The organism is Streptomyces liliifuscus, from assembly GCF_016598615.1.
GTDB lineage: Bacteria > Actinomycetota > Actinomycetes > Streptomycetales > Streptomycetaceae > Streptomyces > Streptomyces liliifuscus.
Genome location: NZ_CP066831.1, coordinates 6,361,203 through 6,381,305, shown reverse-complemented (window position 1 = coordinate 6,381,305; position 20,103 = coordinate 6,361,203). Strand labels below are relative to the sequence as shown.

Sequence of the window (20,103 nt, the reverse complement as noted above, 5' to 3'; positions counted from 1 at the left end):
TCCTCAGGACCGGGCCTCGTCGTATGCCTGGCGGGCCTTCAGTACGGCGTCCATCCGCTCCTCGGTCCAGCCCGCGAGCGCCTTCACCTGCTCGGCGGCCTCGCGGCCCAGGTCGGTGAGCGAGTAGTCGACGCGCGGCGGGATGACCGGCTTGGCGTCCCGGTTCACGAGTCCGTCGCGCTCCAGGGTCTGCAGGGTCTGGGTGAGCATCTTCTCGCTGACCCTGCCGATCGCGCGGCGCAGCTCGCTGAAGCGGTAGGGCCGGTCGAGGAGCTCGATCAGTACGAGGACGCCCCAGCGGCTGGTGACGTGCTCCAGGACCAAGCGGTACGGACACATCGCCTCGCCGGTGTCGTACTTGGCGGCTGCGCTCGCGCTCTTGTCGGCTGCGGATCCACTGACTGCTGAAGTACTTACGGCCATGCCAGTACCTTACTTCAAAGTGGGTACTTTCGCAGAGTTAGTGCAGCTCCTATGGTTAGTGCCATACCCACCCCACAAGGAGTTGTTTCCACCATGAGCATCGTCGTCACCGGAGCCACCGGACACCTCGGCCGTTTCGTCATCGAGGGCCTGCTGGAGAAGGTCCCGGCCGACCGGATCACGGCCGTCGTCCGCAGCGAGGAGAAGGCGGCGGACTTCGCGGCCCGCGGCGTGCGGATCGCGGTCGCCGACTACAACGCTCCCGAGACCTTCGACGGCCTCTTCTCGGCCGGCGACAAGGTGCTGCTCATCTCGGGCAACGAGTTCGACAAGGGCCGCGTGGCCCAGCACAAGGTCGTCCTCGACGCCGCCAAGGCCGCCGGCGTCGCGCTCCTCGCGTACACCAGCGCCCCCGGCAGCCTGACCGCCGCGCTGGCCGACGACCACCGCGGCACCGAGGCGGCGATCCTGGAGTCCGGCGTGACGTACGCCCTGCTGCGCAACGGCTGGTACAACGAGAACTACACCGAGAACCTGGCCCCGGTCCTGGAGCACAACGCCGTCGTCCAGGCCGCCGGTGAGGGCAGGATCTCCACGGCCTCCCGCGCGGACTACGCGGCCGCCGCCGTGGCCGTGCTGACCGGCGAGGGCCACGAGAACAAGACGTACGAGCTGGGCGGCGACACCGCGTTCGGCTTCGCCGAGTACGCGGCCGAGGTGGCCAAGGCGTCCGGCAAGGAGATCACCTACAACGCCGTCCCCGGCGATGTGTTCGAGGGCATCCTGACCGGCGCCGGACTGCCCGCGCCCTTCGCCGCGATCCTGGCCGGCGTCGACGCGTCGATCGAGAAGGGCGAGCTGGTCGTCACCACCGGTGACCTGTCCCGGCTGACCGGCCGGCCGACCACGCCGATCGCGGAGTCGATCGCGGCGGCGCTGAAGGGCTGACCCCCGGCCCACCGGACCACCCCCGCTCGTGACCCACGGGAAGCACCCGCGTCCGTGACCCGCGGGAAGCACCCCCGTCTGTAATGACCGTATGGCGATACGGGCATGACAGGCGGGGGTGCTCGGCGCTACCTTCTTGGAGGTTGCGCGTGGTTCGGACGCCGCGCGTCCGCAGCGTGGTGAGAGGGAGGGGCCGTGCCGGTGGAGTCCAAGGGCGAACAGCACATAGGTCTGGATTCCAAGGGCGAACAGCGGATCGGTCTGCTGAACGGCTTCGCGGCGTACGGCATGTGGGGGCTCGTGCCCCTGTTCTGGCCGCTCCTCCAACCCGCGGGCGCGGCGGAGATCCTCGCCCACCGCATGGTGTGGTCGCTGGGCGTCGTGCTGATCGCGCTCGTGGTGATGCGACGCTGGGCCTGGGCCGGTCCGCTGCTGCGACAGCCGCGCAGACTGGGCCTGATCACCATCGCCGCGGCCACCATCACGGTCAACTGGGGCGTCTACATCTGGGCCGTGAACGCCGGCCATGTGGTGGAGGCGTCCCTCGGCTACTTCATCAACCCGCTCGTCACCATCGCGATGGGCGTCCTGCTCCTGAAGGAGCGGCTGCGGCCCGCGCAGTGGGCGGCGGTGGGCATCGGCTTCGCCGCGGTGCTCGTACTGACCGTCGGATACGGCCAGCCGCCGTGGATCTCCCTCTGTCTCGCCTTCTCCTTCGCGACGTACGGGCTGGTGAAGAAGAAGGTCAACCTCGGCGGTATCGAGTCCCTGGCCGCGGAGACCGCGATCCAGTTCCTGCCCGCGCTCGGCTATCTGCTGTGGCTGTCGTCCCGGGGCGACGCGACCTTCGGCGGTGAGGGCGCCGGGCACGCGGCTCTGCTGGCCGCGACCGGAGTGGTGACCGCGCTGCCGCTCGTGTGTTTCGGGGCGGCGGCGATCCGGGTGCCGCTGTCGACGCTGGGACTGCTCCAGTACCTCGCGCCCGTGCTGCAGTTCCTGCTCGGCATCCTGTACTTCCACGAGGCGATGCCCGCCGAGCGGTGGGCCGGGTTCGCGCTGGTGTGGGCCGCGTTGTCGCTGCTGACGTGGGACGCGCTGCGGACGGCGCGGAAGTCGCGGACGGTGTTGCGGGAGGCGGCCACCGCCGCCACCGCCGCCGCGGAAGCGGCCCGGGAGGCGGCGGCCGCGAGCCCGAGCACCGCCGGCGGCACCGCCACCAGCACGAACACGTAGTCGGTGACGGCGTCAGTCATCGACGGCGTCAGCGTTCGACGGCGTCAGTAATCCGTGTCCTTGCCGAGGAACAGTTCCGCGAAGCCGGTCGCCGCGGCGGGTGAGGCGAGGATCCGCCGCAGCCTGGCCATCGAGGTGCCCGCCTTGAAGGGATCGCCCGACGAGGCGCCGTGGTACACGTCGGAGAGCCACTGCGAGAACTCCTGGTACTGCCACACCCGCCGCAGACAGGCCGCCGAGTAGCCGCGCAGCCCGCTGTCGTCCCCCTTGCCGTAGTACGCGACGAGCGCGTCGCCGAGCAGCAGGGAGTCGTGGATCGCGAGGTTCATGCCCTTCGCACCGATCGGCGCGAGGAGATGGGCCGCGTCTCCGGCCAGATACAGCCGCCCGTACGCCATCGGCTCCACCACGTAGTTGTGCATGGCCAGGACCCGCTTCTCGATCAGCTTGCCCTCGTTGAGCGGCTGGGCCCCCTCCGCCCCGAGGCGGGCGTGGAGCTCGGCCCACACGCGCTCGTGCGACCAGTTCTCCGGGTCGTCGTCGGGCGGGCACTCCAGGTAGTAGCGGGTGACCTGCGGGCCCCGGGCCATATGACCGGCGAACCCGCGCGGATGGATGCCGAAGACGACACAGTCGGAGGACGGCGGCGCCTCGGCAAGCAGCGCCAGCCAGCCGACACCGAAGTCGTGCCGGGCGACGGTGACGTGCTCCGCGGGCATACGGTCCCGGGTCACCCCGCGAGCGCCGTCGCAGCCCGCGATGAACTCGCAGTCCAGGCGCACCCGTTCACCCGTCTCCGGATCCGTGTACGCCACCGAGGGCCGGTCCGTGTCGATCCCGGCCGGCTCGACATCGCGGACGCCGAACCGGATGTCACCGCCCCGGACGTCCGCGTACTCGCGCACCAGGTCCGTCACCAGCAGCGGCTGCGGGTACACGTAGTGACGGTGGCCCGACACATCGGCGTACGGGAACCTGTGGCGCTCTCCGGCGAACCGGAACTCGCACTCGGTGTGCGCCACGGTGTTCTCCAGGAGCCGGTCCGCCAGGCCCCGCCCCTCCAGCGCGCGGACCGCCCATTCCTCCAGGAAGCCCGCGCGCGGCCGCTGTTCGATGAACTCCCTGCTCTCGTTCTCCAGCACCACGCAGTCGACCGAGGCGGCGCGGAGGATGTTGGCGAGGGTGAGTCCCGCGGGCCCCGCCCCCACTATGACCACGCGGGTGCGCTGTGGGTGGGCGGCGGACGGGGCGGCGGCTGACGGGGCGGGGGCGTCTGCGGTCATGCGAACAGTATGGCGAACCCGGTACGGGCGGCCGGTCGTCAACTCGGGATCTGCCGGGTGGGGTTGGCGGGCGCGGCGGGTCCGGCGGGGATGGCCGCGGTGGTCGTGGCAGCGGCGGCGACGGCGGTTGCAGTGGTGGTGGCCGCGGTCGTGGAAGTGGTGGCGGCAGTGGTGGCCGCCGCGGTCGTGTTGGCGGGTGCGGTGGGCTTTCCTCCGGCCGTCGGCGGCTTCGTACGGCTTCTGAGGCCGAAGGAGGACAGCAGCGCGCCCAGTGTCACCATCGCCACCGGGACGATCAGGGCCGCGCGGAAGGCGGAGAGGGTGGCGTCCGGGTCGGAGCCCGCGGAGGCGCCGGAGGAGACGAGGCCGTACACGGCCGTCACCGCCGAGATGCCGATGGCCGAGCCGAACTGGGTGGCCGTGTGCAACAGACCGCTCGCCAGGCCCTGTTCGGACTCCACCACACCGTCCGTCGCCGCGATCGTGAGCGGCCCGTAGGCCAGCGCGAAGGCGGTGCCCGCGATGATCAGGGTCGGGAACATCGCCGCGTACGACCAGTCCATGCCCACGGGCAGGAAGAGCCCGTACGCGACGACCGCCAGGACGAAGCCGCCGAGGATCACCTTGGCGTGGCCGAAACGGGTGACCAGGCGCGGGGTGAGTGTGGGGGCGAGGATCGCGTCGCAGCCCAGCACCACCAGGGCGATCGCCGTCTGCAGGGAGGACCAGCCGCGCAGTTCCTGGAGGTAGAGCGTGAGGACGAACTGGAAGCCGAAGAAGGCGCCCACGAAGAGGAGTGCGCCGAGGTCGGCCCGTACGACGGAGCCGGTGCGGAGGATGCCGAGGCGCACGAGGGGTGTGGGGGTGCGGCGTTCGACGGCGACGAAGACGACGAGCAGGGTGGTGGCCGCGACGGCCGCACCCGCCGTCAACTGCCAGCCGTCCAGGCCGTGTTCGAGCCGGATGACGGCGTAGGCGGCGAGCAGCATGGCGGCCGCGGCGGTGCCTGCACCGAGGATGTCGAAGCCTTCGGTACGCCGCCGGGGGCGCCCGGGGCTCTTCTCGTTCCCGGGCTCTCCAGCGCGTGGTTGGGCCGGGATCAGGCGTATCGCCGCCACGAGCAGGGCGGCCGCGAGCAGGACCGGGGCGAAGAAGACCCAGCGCCAGCCCAGTTGGGTGAGCAGGCCGCCGATGACCAGGCCGAGGGAGAAGCCGCCGGCCGCCGTGCCCGCGAAGACCAGCAACGCCTTGTTGCGCTGCTCGCCCTCCTCGTACGACGTCGTGATCAGGGACAGCGCGGCCGGTGTCATGAACGCGGCCGAGACGCCGGTGACGAAGCGGGCGACGATCAGCGTCCAGCCCTCCGTGGCGAAGCCGCCCAGGCCCGAGAAGGCGAGGAAGACCGTCAGCCAGGTGAGGAACATCCGGCGGCGGCCCAGCAGGTCGGCCGCGCGGCCGCCGAGCAGGGTGAAGCCGGCGTAGCCGAGTACGTACGCGCTCATCACCCAGGCCGCGGTGTCGGTCGGCAGGTCGAGGTCGGATCTGATGGAGGGGATCGCGACCGCCAGCATGGCGACGTCGATGCCCTCCAGGAAGATCGTTCCGCAGAGGACGAGCAGCAGGGCCCAGGCACGGGTGCCCATCACGACTCCTTGGGTGAGGGAAGGGGCGGTTACCCGAATGAGGGTCGGTTCCCTCTTGTAACCGGTGCCAGCCTGCGGCAGCATCGGCGGACATGGAAGAAGGCACTTTGGAGTCACCGAGTAAGTGCGCGGTAACCATGGACGGCGAGGACACCGATCCCTTCCAGTGGGACACCCGGGAGGGCTGCCAGGTGCGGCAGATCCTCGACCGGGTGGCCGACAAGTGGTCGCTCCTCGTGATCGCCCTCCTCGACAACCGGCGGTTGCGGTTCACCGAGTTGCGGCGGGAGATCGACGGGGTGAGTCAGCGGATGCTGACGGTGACGCTGCGGCAGTTGGAGCGGGACGGGCTCGTGAAGCGGACCGTGCATCCTGTGGTGCCGCCTCGGGTGGAGTACGAGCTCACTCCGCTCGGCGGGACGCTCCACTCCACGATTCGGTCGCTGGTTGCCTGGACGGAGGCGCACCAGGGGGAGATCGCGGCGGCGCGGGAGGCTTATGACGAGCGGGTGGGGGCTTCTGCTTGAAGGGGGGCGGTTTTCGCCCCCGCCGCCCCTACCCATTCCCGTCCCTTTCTGGGGCTCCGCCCCAGGCCCCGTGGGGTGTGTTGTCGGGTGCGGGCCGGTGGGGGCTTGTCGCGCAGTTCCCCGCGCCCCTAAAGACCTGGGGGCGCGGGGAACTGCGCAGTCTTTTGGTCTTTTGGGGTTCGGGGGCGGAGCCCCTGAGTAAGGGACGGGAATGGGTAGGGGCGGCGGGGGCGAAAGGAAACCTCAGTCGCCCTCTTCCGCGCGGCGGGCCCGGTGTGTGCGGGCCTTCTGGCGGTTGCCGCAGTGTTCCATGGCGCACCAGCGCCGCCGCCCGGGCCGCGAGGTGTCGACGAAGAGCAACGCGCAGTTGTCGGACCCGCACTCCCGGATCCGATCCGCATACGGCCCGGTGAACAGCTCCACCGCGTCACGCGCAACGGTGGCCAGCAACCGCGCCCCCGTGGCCCCCGCCGCCCACCCGCGCGACCCGTCCGCCTCGACCCGGGCGGCAAGCGGCGCCCCGGCCGCGGCGGCGTTGACAACGTCGAGGTGACGGGCCTGGAGGGGCTGCCCATGCGCCCGGTCCGCGGCCAGCAGGAAGACCGCGTCGCGCAGGGCTCGCGTTTGCGCCAACTCCCCTTCCGTGACGGTCACTTCGAGCCCGCCGGGCAACCGGCTCCGCTCCACCCAGCGCACCAGATCCGCGGGCTCGTGCAGCACCTCGTACCGCGCGAACTCCCCCGGCCCGCCCGTCGTCACGAGCTCCAGGCACAACGCCCCGGGGTCGAAGCGGAACGACTTCCCCCCGTACGACACGAGAGTCATCCCGGGCGATTTCATTGCACGCTCACTCACGTAACCACTATAAGTGGTTACCATGACAGAGACCCAGCCCCAGACCCAGACACCCTCGTCGGCACCGGCGCCCCTGCACTGGAAGCTCGTCATTGACGCCGCCGATCCGCACGCCCAGGCCGACTTCTGGGCCGCCACCCTCCACTACCTCGTCGAGGACCACAGCACCCTGGTCGAGCGCCTGCTCGGCTTCGGCGCCGTACCGCCCGAGGTCACCGTCGAGTCGCACGGCCGCCGGGCCTGGCGCGACGCCGCGGCCGTACGCCACCCCGACGATCCGTACGACAAGGACAGCGGGACCGGCCTCGGACGACGGCTGCTCTTCCAGCGCGTGCCCGAGCCGAAGACGGTGAAGAACCGGATGCACATCGACGTGCACACCACGGACGGGCAACGGGCGGCGGAGGTCGCACGGCTCATCGGGCTGGGGGCGGAGGTGCTCCGGGAGGTGAAGGAGCAGGGCGGCGAGTGGGTCGTGATGGCGGATCCGGAGGGCAACGAGTTCTGCGTGCACTGACAGGCGGGGCCCCCACCGGAACCGGGCTTGTCCGCCCGTGCACAGCAACAGGGAGCTGCCGCCCTACGGTCGCCCCTCCGTCGCCCTCCCATGACGCACCCGGGGTGTCATGAGCGGCCGCGATCAGGTGAACTCCAGGGATCCGCTATGCGAACACCCCTGACCGGATTGCGCTCTTGACGGAACGTCAGCCTCAGCTTCACCATCAGGCACCCATTCCCGTATGGAATTCGGAGCCCCCCACATGAAGCTCTCTGTTCCCGGACGTGTCACGGGTGCCGCGGTCATAGCCGTCGCCGCACTCCTCACGACGAGCGCGATAGCCGACGCGGCGCCCGCGCGCGTGGCCGCCGCACCGGACATACCCGTCGCCAACGTCAAGGCACATCTCACCCAACTGCAGTCCATCGCCACCGCCAACGGCGGCAACCGCGCCCATGGACGCGCCGGCTACAAGGCCTCCCTCGACTATGTGAAGGCCAAGCTGGACGCGGCCGGATTCACCACGACCATCCAGCAGTTCACCGCCTCCGGCCGCGTCGGCTACAACCTGATCGCCGACTGGCCCGGCGGCGACGCCAACCAGGTCGTCATGGCGGGCTCCCACCTCGACAGCGTCACCTCGGGGGCCGGCATCAACGACAACGGCTCGGGCTCGGCCGCCGTACTGGAAGCCGCGCTCGCCGTGTCCCGCGCCCAGTACCAGCCCACAAAGCATCTGCGGTTCGCCTGGTGGGGAGCGGAGGAACTGGGCCTGGTCGGCTCGCGCTACTACGTCAACAACCTCTCCACCGCCAACCGCGCCAAGATCAGCGGCTACCTCAACTTCGACATGATCGGGTCGCCGAACCCCGGCTACTTCGTCTACGACGACGACCCGGCCATCGAGAAGACCTTCAAGGACTTCTACGCGGGCCTCGGCGTCGCCACCGAGATCGAGACCGAGGGCGACGGCCGCTCGGACCACGCCCCCTTCAAGAGCGCGGGCATCCCCGTCGGCGGCCTCTTCACCGGCGCCAGCAACACCAAGTCCGCGGCCCAGGCCGCCAAGTGGGGCGGCACCGCGGGCCAGTCGTTCGACCGCTGCTACCACTCCTCGTGCGACACGACGTCGAACATCAACGACACCGCCCTGAACCGGAACAGCGACGCACTGGCGTACGCGGTCTGGGAGCTCTCGGAGTAGCCGGATCCGCTCCGGACGGCTCCGGACGGCTCCGGCCCGCCGCGGCCCGATCTCCGGGGTAGCCGATGACTGCATGCGTGTGCATATACTGCGTACGCATGCAGTCGTCGTACGCCTTCCATGACGGAGCCGCTCATGACCCGCCACTTCCTCTTCCTCCTGGGCAGCGCCCGAGACAGCGGCAACACCGAGCTGCTGGCCCGCAAGGCCGCGGAACAGCTGCCGGCCGACGTCACACAGCGCTGGCTGAGTCTCACCGAACATCCGGTGCCCGACTTCGAGGACCTGCGCCACGACAGCGACCATGTCCGGCCGTCCGGCGACAACACGGCCCTGCTGCTCGACGCCACGCTCGCGGCGACGGACATCGTCATCGCCTCCCCGCTGTACTGGTACTCCCTGTCCGCGCACACCAAGCGCTACCTGGACTACTGGTCGGGCTGGCTGCGCACCCCCGGGCTCGACTTCAAGCAGACGATGGCCGGACGCACGCTGTGGGGCGTCACCGCCCTCGCGCACGAGGAGGAAGAGGTCGCCGACCCGCTGATCGGCACGCTCAACCACTCGGCCGCGTACATGGGGATGCGGTTCGGAGGTGTCCTGCTCGGCAACGGCAGCAAGCCCGGTGACGTCCTGACCGACTCCGCCGCCCTGACCCGCGCCAAGACGTTCTTCGCGCAGGAGCCCCCGCTCGCCCGCTTCCCGTACGACAGCTGAGGTCCGGGGCGGCGGTGTGGCCTACGCGGTGATGTCCTTCGCCGTGAACCGCGCCCACGCGGCCGCGCCGAACACCGCCGCGTACAGCCCCTGGAGCTGCAGGTTGCGTATCAGGTCGTCCCAGTAGACCGGGTCGCGCATGAGGTCGGCGAAGGACAGCCAGTAGTGCGAGAAGAAGTACGGCTGTATCGCGTGGAGCTGGGGGATCTGGTCCAGGATCTGCACGGTGATGAGCAGGCCGACGGTCGTCGCCATCGCCGCGATCCCGCTGTTCGTCAGGGTCGAGACGAACAGGCCGAGGGCCGCGATCCCGATCAGTGACGCGGCGACGGCGAGGGCGATCAGCAGCGCCCGCCCTAGCCCCTCGCCGAAACTGATCCGCGTGCCGGAGATCGTCGTCAGCTCGCCCAGTGGGAACAGGAGCGCGCCCACGATGAGCGCCGAGGTCGCCACCACGAGGGTCGCGATGACACAGAAGGCCAGCGTGGTCGCGTACTTGGTGATCAGCAGGCGGGTCCGGCCGGCCGGGGCGACCAGCAGATAGCGCAGTGTCCCCGCGTTGGCCTCGCCCGCTATCGCGTCTCCCGCGACGACGCCGACCGCCATCGGCAGGAAGAACGGCAGGGTGGCGGCCAGTGCGGTGAAGACCAGGAACAGTCCGTTGTTGGTGATCTGCGCGATGAAGGCGGGGCCCTCGCCTCCGCCGCCTCCGGCCGACGATCCGTCACTCGTCTCGATCTTCACCGCGATCCCGACCAGCACCGGCACCGCGGCCAGCACACCGAGCAGCGCGATCGTCCGCCACCGCCGGAGTGTGGTCCCCAGTTCGTTGCGCAGCAGGCCGAGGGTCCACAGCGGGGTCGGCGTACGTGCGCCGAGGGCTGCCTTCGCGGCCTGGGCCGGCGGCTCGGTGAGCTCAGCCCGCGACATCGAATCCCTCCCCCGTGAGTGCCACGAACGCGTCCTCCAGCGAGGCCCGCTCGACCCCGAATCCCCGGACGCGGACGCCCGCCTTCACCAGCGCCGCGTTCACCTCGGCGAGCTCGCGGTCCGGTGGCTCGGCGGTCACCCGGTCCTCGGCGACCACGACATCGGTCATGCCCTGTTCCTTCAGCACCCGGGCCGCGTCGCCCGGATCCGGTGTCGTCACGACGAGCCGGCCGCGCGCGCCCGCCGCCAGGTCGGCCACCGGCCCCTGGGTGATCAGCCGCCCCTGGGCCATCACCGCCACGTGCGTGCACACCTGCTCGATCTCGTCCAGCAGATGCGAGGAGAGGAAGACGGTGGTGCCGTCCGACGCCAACTCCCGCACCAGGGAACGGATTTCCCGCATCCCCTGCGGGTCGAGCCCATTGGTCGGCTCGTCCAGCACCAGCAGTCGGCGGGGCTGCAGCAGCGCGGCCGCGAGCCCGAGCCGCTGCTTCATCCCCAGGGAGTACGCCTTCGCCTTCTTGCCCGCGGCCGCCGTCAGGCCGACACGGTCGAGCGCGGCCGCGACGCGCGTACGCCGGGTGCGCGGGTCGGCGGTCGGGTCGGCCGAGTCGTAGCGCAGGAGGTTGTCGCGGCCGGAGAGGAAGCCGTAGAGAGCCGGTCCCTCGATGAGCGCGCCGACGTGCGGCAGCACGGTGCTCGTGGCGCGCGGCATGGGCTGCCCCAGCACGCGCGCCGTGCCGGACGTCGGCTCGATCAGGCCCATCAGCATTCTGATGGTGGTCGTCTTGCCGGAGCCGTTCGGCCCGAGGAAGCCGAAGACGCTGCCCGCCGGGACGGCCAGGTCGAGGCCGTCGACGGCGAGCTGTCCGCCGCGGTAGCGCTTGGTGAGGGCGCGGGTGGCGATCACGGTGTCACCCGTGTCCGCGGTCGCTGCCGCGTCCGCCACCGTGTCACCGGCCTTCGCCGTGTGACCGGCCTCCGCGGTGTCACCCGCGTCGGCCGTGCCGCGCTCACCTGCCATGTCCCCGTCCGCGGTGGACAGTTCCGCCATCGACTCCCTCACTTCGCCTTTCCCACATGGGGCTCCGGGACCGCGTGCGCTACTTCGCCGCGTTGGCCGCCTTCACCAGCGCGTCCTTGGTGACCGCGCCCGCGTAGACCTTGCCGTCGTCCGTGATGAGCGCGTTGACCAGGCGGGTCGAGAAGACCGTGCCCGAGCCGAACTTGCCGGTCACGTGGTCGCCCAGCGAGTCGAGGAAGCGGCCCGCGTCACCCGCGCCGGAGGACTCCGACGGCATGCCCTCGCCGCCGGTGTCGAACTGGGCTATCGAGCTCCAGCCCTCACCGATGACGTTCAGGCCCTGGAACTCCTTGTCCAGGTCCTCGCCGCCGTTGGGCTTCGCCCGGTCCGCCGGGCCCTCGGACTTCGCCTCGTCGCCCTCGGTGACCTTCGTGCCCTTGGGCGGGCTGAAGTCGAAGGTGGACGCGGCCGGCTTGGAGAAGTCGACCTTGGTGAAGCCCGCGTCGATGACGGCCGCGCCGCCGCTCGCCGGGGTCAGCGTGAACTTCAGGGGCAGACCGGTCTTCGAGTCCACCGCGATGGAGATCGCGCCGACCGTCGAACCGGACGCCTTGGGCTTGATCAGCAGCTTGTAGGCGTCACGGCCCGCGACCTGCACCGTGCCGTCGACGGTCACGGATGTGGTGTCGTCGGCCGCCTTCAGTGCCTCGTCGGCCAGTTCCTTGGGCGTGGCCGGCACATCGTCGGACTTGCCCTTCGTCCCCTTCTCGGCGGCGCCGGAGGAGTCCTTCATGTGGTACGCCTCGTTCGAAGCGCTGTCGTACGCCCACACCTCGTCGCCGTTGTGGATCACGCTGTACTCGGCGGCCTTGTCGAGCAGTGAGAGCTTCTGCTTGTCCTCGCCGTCGGACGCGACCCGCAACGTGTGCGTACCGGACGCCAGTTCAAGCAGCTTGGACGACGGGTCCGCGGAGGAACCCGAGTCGTCGCCGCCTCCGGCCATCCCGCCGCCGAGGCTGCTCTCCAGACCGCCGAGGTTCGGCAGGCCGAGGTCCGTGCTGATCTTCACCGTGCCGGACAGCTGCTGTACGTCCGACGCCGCGATCTTCTCGATGAGCTGCTGGGCGGTGATGTCCGGCAGGTCCGGGTCGCCGGAACCGGCGAACGCCGGGACGAGCCCGATGGTCGCGGCCGCCACCCCCAGCACCGCGACGGGGACGACGTACCGAGCGGCTTTGCGTCGGCCGGTGCGCAGGTCCTCGTTCGTGTTGTCGTCGGCTTCGTACGGTGCCATGTGTGCCCTACCTCCGTTGTCGGCGGCTGATGCACTCGTCCACCCCTGGCCGCCATTGTCACCCGAACTCCTGTGAAGTGGTGTGTCCAATCTGACCAAATCGGCCGGCGGAAAGCGTCAGACCTCGGAGCCAACTCCGTGTACACCTGCGGTATGACATGGGTGGACGGCGCCTCCCCCGACCCGTAGGGGTCGTGCGGGGAAGACGCCGTCCGTGTATCTCGCCGGAGCCGGGTGAAACCCTTTCAGATCCGGGTGGATCGCTGCCGGTTCTGGGTGGAGCGCTTTCGGATCCGGGTGGAGCGCTTTCGGATCCGGCGGATCAGCCGGTGGTCAGCGGGCTGTTCACCGGTTCACGAACACGTAGTCCGCCCCGTACGGAACTCCCACGATCTTGCCCACCTTGCAGGACCCGGCCGGAGCCACCCCGCCCACGGTGTTCAGCCGCAGGATCTCCGCGGTGCCCGCGAGCAGCCCCCGGTGCTTGCCGGACTGCGTGGCCCTGAGGTCCAGTTCGGGGATGTTCTTGTCGCCGTTCGGGGTCTTGGAGATCAGCGCGCCGGTGACCGCGCTGCGGTCGGGCGCGATCCACTGCGGAGTACCCGAGTTGGGCTTCACGAACGAGTGCGCGATGGGACCGCCGAGCACGGCGGCCACGTCACGCTGGGCGAAGGACGTGGTGCCGTCGGCCGCCTTCTTGCACTCGTAGATCTGCTTGCCCTTGATGACGGACGCCTGGAAGTTGTTCAGCGCGTGCCGGAAGTCGAAGTTCGTCGTGACCTTGTGGAGCTGGCCGCGGACGGCTCCGCCCGGGAACTCGGCGGTGTGCAGATTGGCGTAGAAGCCGCCCGGGTCGGCCTTCAGCTGCCCGAGCAGTGCGGCGTCCTTGACCTTGACCGTGCCGGTGACCTTGCGGCCCTTGGCGTTGTCGAGCAGCTTGGTGAAGTCGACCTTGATACCGCCGTTTACCCCCTTGGCGCCCTGGTGGATGTGGAGCAGAGTCGGCTTGCCGGTGCCGCGCCACTTGACGGCGACGGACACCTTGTCCCCCTTGACCTTGACGAACTGGAGCGCCGCGCCGTCCTTGTCACCGACGGCGGGGCCGCCCTGCACCGGCACCTCGTTGGCACCGTTCAGGCTCGCGGCGAGGATGGTGCCGCCACTGCCGCCGGCGAGAGCGCCGCTCTGTACCTCGATGGACCGGTCCCCGTGCCCCGAGTGGCCCGCGCTCGCGCTCGAACCCTTGCCGGAGCTCCCACTGTCGGCGACCGCCGGGATGACGGCGGCGGCGACTCCGGCCGCGGTGGCCACCGCGACGCCGGTCATGACGAGGCTCTTACGACGCTGTGCGAACGTAACAATCGTCCCCATGATTCTTTTTTCTCCCCGTAGTTCCGCTGATGCCCCCTGCATCAGCTTCTGTGCATGAACTACGGAACGGATCCTAGATTGGACTCATTCCAGAGATGTGACCTGCGTCACACACAAAAGGGATCTTGGGGAAGAATCCGCGGGGACCCCGCGGAAAAACGGGGAGACGCGCAGGTCAGCCCGCTCGGTGGACCACCGCGTCGCACAGCTCCACCAGCGCCGCCTTCGCGTCGCACTCAGGGAGCGGGGCCAGCGTCGCGCGGGCGTCCTCCGCGTACCGCACGGTGTCGCGGCGGGCCTGGTCCAGGGCCGGGTGCACCCGCAGCCTGGCCAACGCCTCGGCGTGCCGCGCGTCGTCGGACAGGTCCGAGGCGAGCAGCTCCGACAGCGCGATGTCCTCGGCGAGCCCCAGCCGCTCCACGCGCTCGCGCAGCCGCAGCACGGGCATCGTCGGGATGCCCTCGCGCAGATCGGTGCCCGGCGTCTTGCCGGACTCGCGCGAGTCGCTGGCGATGTCCAGCACGTCGTCGGCGAGCTGGAAGGCGACACCGAGCCGCTCGCCGTACTGCGTCAGCACGTCGACGACCGTCTCGTCGGCGCCCGACATCATCGCGCCGAATCGTCCGGCCACGGCGATCAGCGAGCCGGTCTTGCCGCTGAGCACGTCCATGTAGTGGTCGATCGGGTCACGCCCGTCGCGCGGCCCCGCCGTCTCCAGGATCTGGCCGGTGACCAGCCGCTCGAACGCCTCCGCCTGGATGCGTACGGCCTCGGGGCCGAGGTCGGCCAGTATGTGCGAGGCCCGCGCGAAGAGGAAGTCGCCGGTGAGGACCGCGACCGAGTTGCCCCAGCGGCTGTTGGCGCTGGGCACTCCGCGGCGCACGTCCGCCTCGTCCATCACGTCGTCGTGGTACAGCGTGGCGAGGTGCGTCAGCTCGACGACCACGGCCGAGGGCACGACACCCGGCGCGTACGGGTCACCGAACTGCGCGGCGAGCGTCACGAGCAGCGGCCGGAACCGCTTGCCGCCCGCGCGCACGAGGTGCTGCGCGGCCTCCGTGATGAACGGGACCTCGCTCTTGGTGGCCTCGAGCAGTCCCTCCTCGACAGCCGCCAATCCGGCCTGGACATCGGCTTCGAGAGCCTGGTCCCGCACGCTCAGCCCGAACGGCCCGACGACGGTCACGAGGGTCTCCTGTCTGCTGACGCTCTCAGCGGCGGTGTCTGGATGCTCTGAGTGTGCTGGGCCTGCTGGGTACTACAGGTGCTGCGGATGCTGTGGGTGTTTGTCGATGTGTCGCTGCTGGCACTCAAGTCAGCGTATCCGGTCGCCTTTCGATCACAGTGAGCGCCCGCCCGTCACCTGCCACCACCCTGCCTGACACGCTCCACCTGCCCCCTTTTGCCCCCCGCCCCCAGCCGGGCGGTATCCGATCACGGAAGGTATGTTCTTGATCTGCCGATAAGACTGATACATCCGGTACGGACGACACATGCGGTACGTCCTGAAAGCGAGCCATTTTTCAGGAAGTGATGCTCCTTGTCCCGCGACACGATCGAGTCCGACCCCGATCCGGAGCCCGATCCGGAACCCGGTGGCCCTCGCTCGGACCCCGCCGACGACCATGCCTTCTTCGGCCAGCCGAGGGGCCTGCTCACCCTCTCGGGCCTGGAGGTCTGGGAGCGGTTCTCGTTCCTGGGGATGCAGGCGATCCTCGTCCTGTACTTCGCGGACACGGTGGCCCACGGCGGCATGGGAATGTCCGCCGGAACGGCCGCGTCCGTCTCGGCCGCGTACGGGACGCTGGTCTATCTGGTCTCGGTGGCCGGCGGCTGGCTGGCCGACCGCATCCTCGGCTCGTACCGGGCGGTCCTGTGGGGTGGTGTCCTGATCGCCTGCGGCCACTACGCGATGGCGGTGCCCACCGCGGCCATGACCTGGGCGGGACTCGGCCTGATCAGCGCGGGCACGGGCCTGCTGAAGCCGAATGTCGCCACCATGGTCGGCAAGCTCTACCGCACCGACGACGACCGCCGCGACGCCGGTTTCGCCGTGTACTACATGGCGATCAACATCGGCGCCTTCGCGGGTCCGCTGATCACCGGCTGGCTCGGCGACCACCAGGGCTGGCACTGGGGCTTCTCGGCGGCCGCGGTCGGTATGACCTTCGGCCTGATCCAGTACGTCGCGGGCCGCCGTCACCTGGCCGGACGCAGGAACGCGGCCGAGTTCGCGCTGCCGCCGGCGGCCATGCGCAGGGCCGTCCGCCTGATCGTCCTCGGCCTGCTGGCCGTGGCCGTCCTCGCGGTCCTGCTGGCCGCCGCCGGATGGCTGACCATGGGCCGCTTCGTGGACCTGCTGACCCTGATCTCGGTGATCGCGCCGGTGGTCTACTTCGCGGTGATGTTCAGGAGTCCCCGGGTGACTCCCGGGGAACGGGGCCGGCTGCGCCCGTACATCGTGCTGTTCCTGGCCTCCACGGTCTTCAACTTCATCCTCTTCCAGGCGTACTCGACGATGATGCTGCTGGCCGCGTCGAACGCCGAGACGACGATCCTCGGCTTCGACTTCCCCGCCGGCTGGTACGCGTCCGCCCTGGGCGCCTTCGAGGTGGCGCTCGCCCCGGTCGTGGCCGCGCTGTGGGTGCGGATGGGGCACAGCCAGCCGCACGCCTCCAACAAGATCGCGTTCGGGGTGGTGCTGGGAGGCCTGTCCTTCCTCCTGATGGTGCTGCCGACCTCGGGCCACGACAACGACGACTACCTGATGTCGGCCTGGTGGATCGTCGGCTCGTACTTCCTGCTGGGGCTCGGCGACATCCTCCTGGAGACCTCCGGCATGTCGGCCACCACCAAGCTCGCCCCGCGGGCCTTCGCCAGCCAGACGATGTCCCTCTGGTTCCTCTCGCTGGCCCTCGCCAACGGCATCCAGGCCCAGACCGTGAAGCTCTACGACGACGTCTCCAAGCCCGCCTACTTCGGCGTCAACGGCGCGATCGCCGTCGCCGCGGGCCTGCTCGTGATCGCCTCCGCGCCCTGGCTGCGCCGCACGATGCACCCGGTCCACTGAGACCCCACAGGCCCTGGAGGTCACCGCCATGCGCATCCGTACGTCCTTCCCCTACGAGACGACTCACGAGGACATCCGCGTTCCCCTCCCGGACGGAACCAAGCTCTACGCGCGCGTGTGGCGCCCGCTCACCGACGAACCCGTACCGGCCCTGCTCGAATACCTGCCCTACCGCCTGACCGACTGGACGGCCCCGCGTGACTGGCAGCGCCACCCCTGGTACGCGGGGCACGGCTACGCGTCCGTACGCGTGGACATCCGGGGGCACGGCAACTCCGAGGGCATGCCCGGTGACGAGTACTCGCCGACGGAGCTGGCCGACGGGGTCGAGGTCGTCAACTGGCTCGCCGCCCGGCCCTGGTGCTCCGGAAAGGTCGGCATGTTCGGCATCTCCTGGGGCGGCTTCAACTCCCTCCAGATCGCGGCCCTCGCGCCCGAGCCGCTCAAGGCGGTCGTCACGGTCTGCTCGACGGACGACCGCTATGACAACGATGTGCACTACATGGGTGGTTCCGTGCTCGCCGTCGACATGCACGCGTGGGCGGCGACCATGCTCACGTTCGTCTCCCGCCCGCCGGATCCGGTGTACGCGGGCGAGGTCTGGCACGACCTGTGGATCAAACGACTGGAGACCGTCGATCCGTTCCTGCACACCTGGCTGGCGCACCAGACGAGGGACGACCACTGGCGCCGCGGCAGCGTGTGCGAGGACTACTCGGCGATCCGGGCGGCGGTGCTCGCGGTCGGCGGCTGGCACGACCCGTACCGGGACACGGTCCTGCGCCTGGCGGAACACCTCCCGGCCGACCGCGTACGGGGGATCGTCGGGCCGTGGTCGCACCAGTACCCCGACCGGGGGCTGCCGCCCGGCCCGGCGATCGGCTTCCTCCAGGAGACGCTGCGCTGGTGGGACCACTGGCTCAAGGGCACCGAGACCGGGATCATGTCCGAGCCGCTCCTGCGCTCGTACGTCAGCGACTCCCATCCGCCCGCCACGGTGTACCCGACGCTGCCGGGCCGCTGGGTCGGCGATCCGGCCTGGCCCTCTCCCCTGGTGGCCCCGGTGACGTACGCCCTCAGGGGTGAGCCCGTGGTGGTGCGGTCCCCCCAGCACACGGGGGTCGACGCCGGCCGTTTCTTCCCCTTCGGCAACGACGCGGACCTGCCGCCCGACCAGCGGGACGAGGACGGGAGGTCGGCGTGCTTCGACTTCGCGGTCCCGGAGGAGATCTGGGTGCTGGGCCGCCCGCGGGTGCGGTTGAGGCTCACCACGGAGGCGACGTGTGGACAAGTAGTGGCCCGAATCTGCGACGTGGCCCCGGACGGCTCCTCGACCCTCGTCACCCGGGGCGTTCTGAACCTGTCAGCCCGGCATGGCCGTGACCAGGTGGTTCCCTGGAAACCGGGCTCTACGGAGGACGTGGTTCTCGACCTGAACGCCATCGGCCACGCCTTCCCTCCCGGCCATCGTGTGCGTCTCGCCGTCTCCTCCGCGTACTGGCCGTGGATCTGGCCCCAGCCGGGTTCGGAGGCGGGCTTCACCCTCACCCCTTCGGGGAGCGTGCTGGAACTCCCGCTCCGCGCACAGGAGTCGGACCCGTCCATCTCCTTCGAGGAGCCGGAGCAGGCGGAGCCCATGGGGGTCAACTTCCCCGCGACCCTGGACGAGCCGCGCCCCGAGCGCCTTGTCGTCCGCGATGTCGCCAAGGGTGAGTGGCGCCTGGAGGTGGACCCGCGGTACGGAGGCACCCGGGTGTATCCCGACGGCCTCGAATTCACCGAGGAGGCCCTGGACACGTACACGATCGTCGAGTCGGACCCGCTGTCCGCCCGCGCCCGCTCGGACTGGTTCGTCCGGCTGCACCGGCCGGACCTGCCGTGGGACGCGAGCGTCGAGGCACACTCCGAAACCACCTGCGACGAGGCGGACTTCATCACCTCGAACGAGGTGATCTGCAAGGACGGTGACGAGGTGGTGTTCCACCGCACCTGGGAGAAAAGGATTCCGCGGACCGCGGGGTGAACTCGTACGCTCCCCGCATGACGGCGAACGCGTACATGGGCCACACGACCTCAATCGCGTGTGCAGGGACCCCATGACCGCATACGCTTATGTGGGGCCCGATGACATAAGGGAGGCCGTCCGGCCTGGCGGGGGCGGCGCCCGGATCCGGACCCCGGCCGACCTCGACGCCTTCCTGTCCGTCCGCCCCGCCGACGAGCTCGCCGAGCCGTTCACCTTCGTCGTCGACGCCTCCATGACCCTGCGCCTGGCTCCACGCCGCTCCGAACACGTGGCCTGCGCGGACGGGAAACCGGTGCGCGCCGCCGGGGAGTTGGGCTTCGCTCGGGCCGCCTCCGGCTGGGAGATCACGTACGCGAGCAACCAGTCCACCGGCTACTGCCCCGACCCCGAGTCGTGGCGGTCGCTCGCGGCGGCCCTCACCCGCGTGGGCATCGACCGCACAGACGCCGGAACCGGTGGCTACACCCACCCGATCACCTACCGCCGCTGTCCGTCCTGCGCCGGGTGGAACTCCGTACAGGACGCCCACTTCGTCTGTGCCCTCTGCGACGCCGACCTCCCGGCCGACCACCGCACCGGCCCGACGGACCTCGCGCTCCTCGCCGACGAGGAGGGCAATTCCGTCAGGATCACGGTCCTCGGCCGGCACCCGCGGATGGTGGCGGGCCTCGCTGCCGAGATCGTCGTTGAGACGCCTTTCGTCAGCGGCCGCCTCGAACTCTCTCTGTGGCGCCGCCGACTTGAGACCTGGGGGAACGCCCTGGACGCCGCATTGCATCGCGGCGAGGACATCTCCTGGATGACGGTGGAGCGAGGCCCGTCGATTTCCATTCGGCTCACGGGAGAACGGGATTGCCCAGAGGTGATCGTGGAGGACGACACGATTTCCATGGCCACCGTGTGCGTCCCCGTCGATCTTCCCGGGAACTGGATCGACAGCCATCGGCAGAAACTGCGTGAGGTGCTGACCCTCTGGAACCCGGAGGACTGAACTCTCCGGAATCCCGAAGAGCGGCGAGAACATATCTGGACAAGTAGTCCCTTATGTCGACTGGG

At 70.0% G+C, this 20,103-nt stretch carries 18 protein-coding genes; 9 read left to right on the top strand and 9 right to left on the bottom strand.

Features of this window, described 5'->3' with window-relative positions; all coding sequences use genetic code 11:
* Window positions 1-3: 3 nt before the first annotated feature.
* Window positions 4-423, bottom strand: a complete 420-nt coding sequence (locus tag JEQ17_RS27435) for a winged helix-turn-helix transcriptional regulator (RefSeq protein WP_200397687.1) — start codon at window positions 421-423, stop codon at window positions 4-6.
* Between the two features lie 93 nt (window positions 424-516).
* Between JEQ17_RS27435 and JEQ17_RS27430 the strand changes: the two genes are divergently transcribed.
* Window positions 517-1,371, top strand: coding sequence for an SDR family oxidoreductase (locus JEQ17_RS27430; protein WP_200397686.1), 855 nt, complete (start codon window positions 517-519; stop codon window positions 1,369-1,371).
* Between the two features lie 225 nt (window positions 1,372-1,596).
* On the top strand, window positions 1,597-2,604 hold the full coding sequence (gene rarD / locus JEQ17_RS27425; RefSeq protein ID WP_200401751.1) for an EamA family transporter RarD: 1,008 nt from the start codon (window positions 1,597-1,599) through the stop codon (window positions 2,602-2,604).
* Window positions 2,605-2,648: 44 nt separating this feature from the next.
* On the opposite strand, the gene JEQ17_RS27420 is transcribed toward rarD, so the two are convergent.
* Window positions 2,649-3,887 (bottom strand): 4-hydroxybenzoate 3-monooxygenase, encoded by a 1,239-nt coding sequence (locus JEQ17_RS27420; RefSeq protein WP_200397685.1) that lies wholly within the window; start codon window positions 3,885-3,887, stop codon window positions 2,649-2,651.
* 38 nt (window positions 3,888-3,925) lie between these two features.
* On the bottom strand, window positions 3,926-5,530 hold the full coding sequence (locus tag JEQ17_RS27415) for an MFS transporter (protein WP_200397684.1): 1,605 nt from the start codon (window positions 5,528-5,530) through the stop codon (window positions 3,926-3,928).
* Window positions 5,531-5,622: 92 nt separating this feature from the next.
* On the opposite strand from JEQ17_RS27415, the gene JEQ17_RS27410 reads away from it, so the two are divergent.
* Complete coding sequence (locus tag JEQ17_RS27410; RefSeq protein ID WP_200397683.1) at window positions 5,623-6,057, top strand: winged helix-turn-helix transcriptional regulator; 435 nt, start codon at window positions 5,623-5,625, stop codon at window positions 6,055-6,057.
* A 243-nt stretch (window positions 6,058-6,300) separates the two neighbouring features.
* Here the strand turns inward: JEQ17_RS27410 and JEQ17_RS27405 are convergent, their stop codons facing one another.
* Window positions 6,301-6,882, bottom strand: coding sequence for a CGNR zinc finger domain-containing protein (locus tag JEQ17_RS27405; protein WP_200401750.1), 582 nt, complete (start codon window positions 6,880-6,882; stop codon window positions 6,301-6,303).
* A gap of 52 nt (window positions 6,883-6,934) precedes the next feature.
* Here JEQ17_RS27405 and JEQ17_RS27400 point away from each other — a divergent pair, with 52 nt between their 5' ends.
* The 3 genes from JEQ17_RS27400 (at window position 6,935) to JEQ17_RS27390 (ending at window position 9,332) form a co-directional block, all read left to right on the top strand.
* The gene (locus JEQ17_RS27400; RefSeq protein WP_200397682.1) at window positions 6,935-7,429 is read left to right on the top strand and encodes a VOC family protein; all 495 of its coding nucleotides are present in this window, start codon (window positions 6,935-6,937) and stop codon (window positions 7,427-7,429) included.
* A 244-nt stretch (window positions 7,430-7,673) separates the two neighbouring features.
* Window positions 7,674-8,615, top strand: a complete 942-nt coding sequence (locus JEQ17_RS27395; protein WP_200397681.1) for a M28 family metallopeptidase — start codon at window positions 7,674-7,676, stop codon at window positions 8,613-8,615.
* Window positions 8,616-8,750: 135 nt separating this feature from the next.
* The gene (locus JEQ17_RS27390) at window positions 8,751-9,332 is read left to right on the top strand and encodes a flavodoxin family protein (protein WP_200397680.1); all 582 of its coding nucleotides are present in this window, start codon (window positions 8,751-8,753) and stop codon (window positions 9,330-9,332) included.
* Window positions 9,333-9,353: 21 nt separating this feature from the next.
* Here the strand turns inward: JEQ17_RS27390 and JEQ17_RS27385 are convergent, their stop codons facing one another.
* From JEQ17_RS27385 to JEQ17_RS27365, 5 genes are all read right to left on the bottom strand, one after another.
* Window positions 9,354-10,262, bottom strand: a complete 909-nt coding sequence (locus JEQ17_RS27385) for an ABC transporter permease (RefSeq protein ID WP_200397679.1) — start codon at window positions 10,260-10,262, stop codon at window positions 9,354-9,356.
* On the bottom strand, window positions 10,249-11,316 hold the full coding sequence (locus JEQ17_RS27380) for an ABC transporter ATP-binding protein (protein WP_234048387.1): 1,068 nt from the start codon (window positions 11,314-11,316) through the stop codon (window positions 10,249-10,251). Before JEQ17_RS27380 ends, JEQ17_RS27385 begins: the two co-directional genes overlap by 14 nt.
* Window positions 11,317-11,365: 49 nt before the next feature.
* Window positions 11,366-12,580, bottom strand: coding sequence for a LolA family protein (locus JEQ17_RS27375; protein ID WP_200397678.1), 1,215 nt, complete (start codon window positions 12,578-12,580; stop codon window positions 11,366-11,368).
* 345 nt (window positions 12,581-12,925) lie between these two features.
* Window positions 12,926-13,951 carry a CHRD domain-containing protein gene (locus JEQ17_RS27370; protein ID WP_200397677.1) on the bottom strand — a complete coding sequence of 342 codons (1,026 nt, stop codon included), beginning with the start codon at window positions 13,949-13,951 and terminating at the stop codon, window positions 12,926-12,928.
* A 175-nt stretch (window positions 13,952-14,126) separates the two neighbouring features.
* Window positions 14,127-15,137, bottom strand: coding sequence for a polyprenyl synthetase family protein (locus JEQ17_RS27365; protein ID WP_200397676.1), 1,011 nt, complete (start codon window positions 15,135-15,137; stop codon window positions 14,127-14,129).
* A gap of 369 nt (window positions 15,138-15,506) precedes the next feature.
* Here JEQ17_RS27365 and JEQ17_RS27360 point away from each other — a divergent pair, with 369 nt between their 5' ends.
* The 3 genes from JEQ17_RS27360 to JEQ17_RS50730 all read left to right on the top strand — a co-directional run bounded on the left by JEQ17_RS27360 (window position 15,507) and on the right by JEQ17_RS50730 (window position 20,038).
* Window positions 15,507-17,021, top strand: a complete 1,515-nt coding sequence (locus tag JEQ17_RS27360; protein ID WP_407700163.1) for a peptide MFS transporter — start codon at window positions 15,507-15,509, stop codon at window positions 17,019-17,021.
* A gap of 28 nt (window positions 17,022-17,049) precedes the next feature.
* The gene (locus tag JEQ17_RS27355) at window positions 17,050-19,044 is read left to right on the top strand and encodes a CocE/NonD family hydrolase (RefSeq protein WP_200397674.1); all 1,995 of its coding nucleotides are present in this window, start codon (window positions 17,050-17,052) and stop codon (window positions 19,042-19,044) included.
* Window positions 19,045-19,117: 73 nt separating this feature from the next.
* Window positions 19,118-20,038, top strand: a complete 921-nt coding sequence (locus JEQ17_RS50730; RefSeq protein WP_325176288.1) for a DUF5959 family protein — start codon at window positions 19,118-19,120, stop codon at window positions 20,036-20,038.
* Window positions 20,039-20,103: the final 65 nt, after the last annotated feature.

Excerpts from the sequence above, each read along its gene's own strand:
- JEQ17_RS27380 (WP_234048387.1), bottom strand. The coding sequence starts at position 11,316 with ATGGCGGAACTGTCCACCGCGGACGGGGACATGGCAGGTGAGCGCGGC.
- JEQ17_RS27400 (WP_200397682.1), top strand. The coding sequence starts at position 6,935 with ATGACAGAGACCCAGCCCCAGACCCAGACACCCTCGTCGGCACCGGCG.
- JEQ17_RS27420 (WP_200397685.1), bottom strand. The coding sequence starts at position 3,887 with ATGACCGCAGACGCCCCCGCCCCGTCAGCCGCCGCCCCGTCCGCCGCC.
- JEQ17_RS27415 (WP_200397684.1), bottom strand. The coding sequence starts at position 5,530 with ATGGGCACCCGTGCCTGGGCCCTGCTGCTCGTCCTCTGCGGAACGATC.
- JEQ17_RS27435 (WP_200397687.1), bottom strand. The coding sequence starts at position 423 with ATGGCCGTAAGTACTTCAGCAGTCAGTGGATCCGCAGCCGACAAGAGC.
- JEQ17_RS27430 (WP_200397686.1), top strand. The coding sequence starts at position 517 with ATGAGCATCGTCGTCACCGGAGCCACCGGACACCTCGGCCGTTTCGTC.
- JEQ17_RS27395 (WP_200397681.1), top strand. The coding sequence starts at position 7,674 with ATGAAGCTCTCTGTTCCCGGACGTGTCACGGGTGCCGCGGTCATAGCC.
- JEQ17_RS50730 (WP_325176288.1), top strand. The coding sequence starts at position 19,118 with ATGACCGCATACGCTTATGTGGGGCCCGATGACATAAGGGAGGCCGTC.
- JEQ17_RS27355 (WP_200397674.1), top strand. The coding sequence starts at position 17,050 with ATGCGCATCCGTACGTCCTTCCCCTACGAGACGACTCACGAGGACATC.
- JEQ17_RS27390 (WP_200397680.1), top strand. The coding sequence starts at position 8,751 with ATGACCCGCCACTTCCTCTTCCTCCTGGGCAGCGCCCGAGACAGCGGC.
- JEQ17_RS27410 (WP_200397683.1), top strand. The coding sequence starts at position 5,623 with ATGGAAGAAGGCACTTTGGAGTCACCGAGTAAGTGCGCGGTAACCATG.
- JEQ17_RS27405 (WP_200401750.1), bottom strand. The coding sequence starts at position 6,882 with ATGACTCTCGTGTCGTACGGGGGGAAGTCGTTCCGCTTCGACCCCGGG.
- JEQ17_RS27385 (WP_200397679.1), bottom strand. The coding sequence starts at position 10,262 with ATGTCGCGGGCTGAGCTCACCGAGCCGCCGGCCCAGGCCGCGAAGGCA.
- JEQ17_RS27370 (WP_200397677.1), bottom strand. The coding sequence starts at position 13,951 with ATGGGGACGATTGTTACGTTCGCACAGCGTCGTAAGAGCCTCGTCATG.
- JEQ17_RS27375 (WP_200397678.1), bottom strand. The coding sequence starts at position 12,580 with ATGGCACCGTACGAAGCCGACGACAACACGAACGAGGACCTGCGCACC.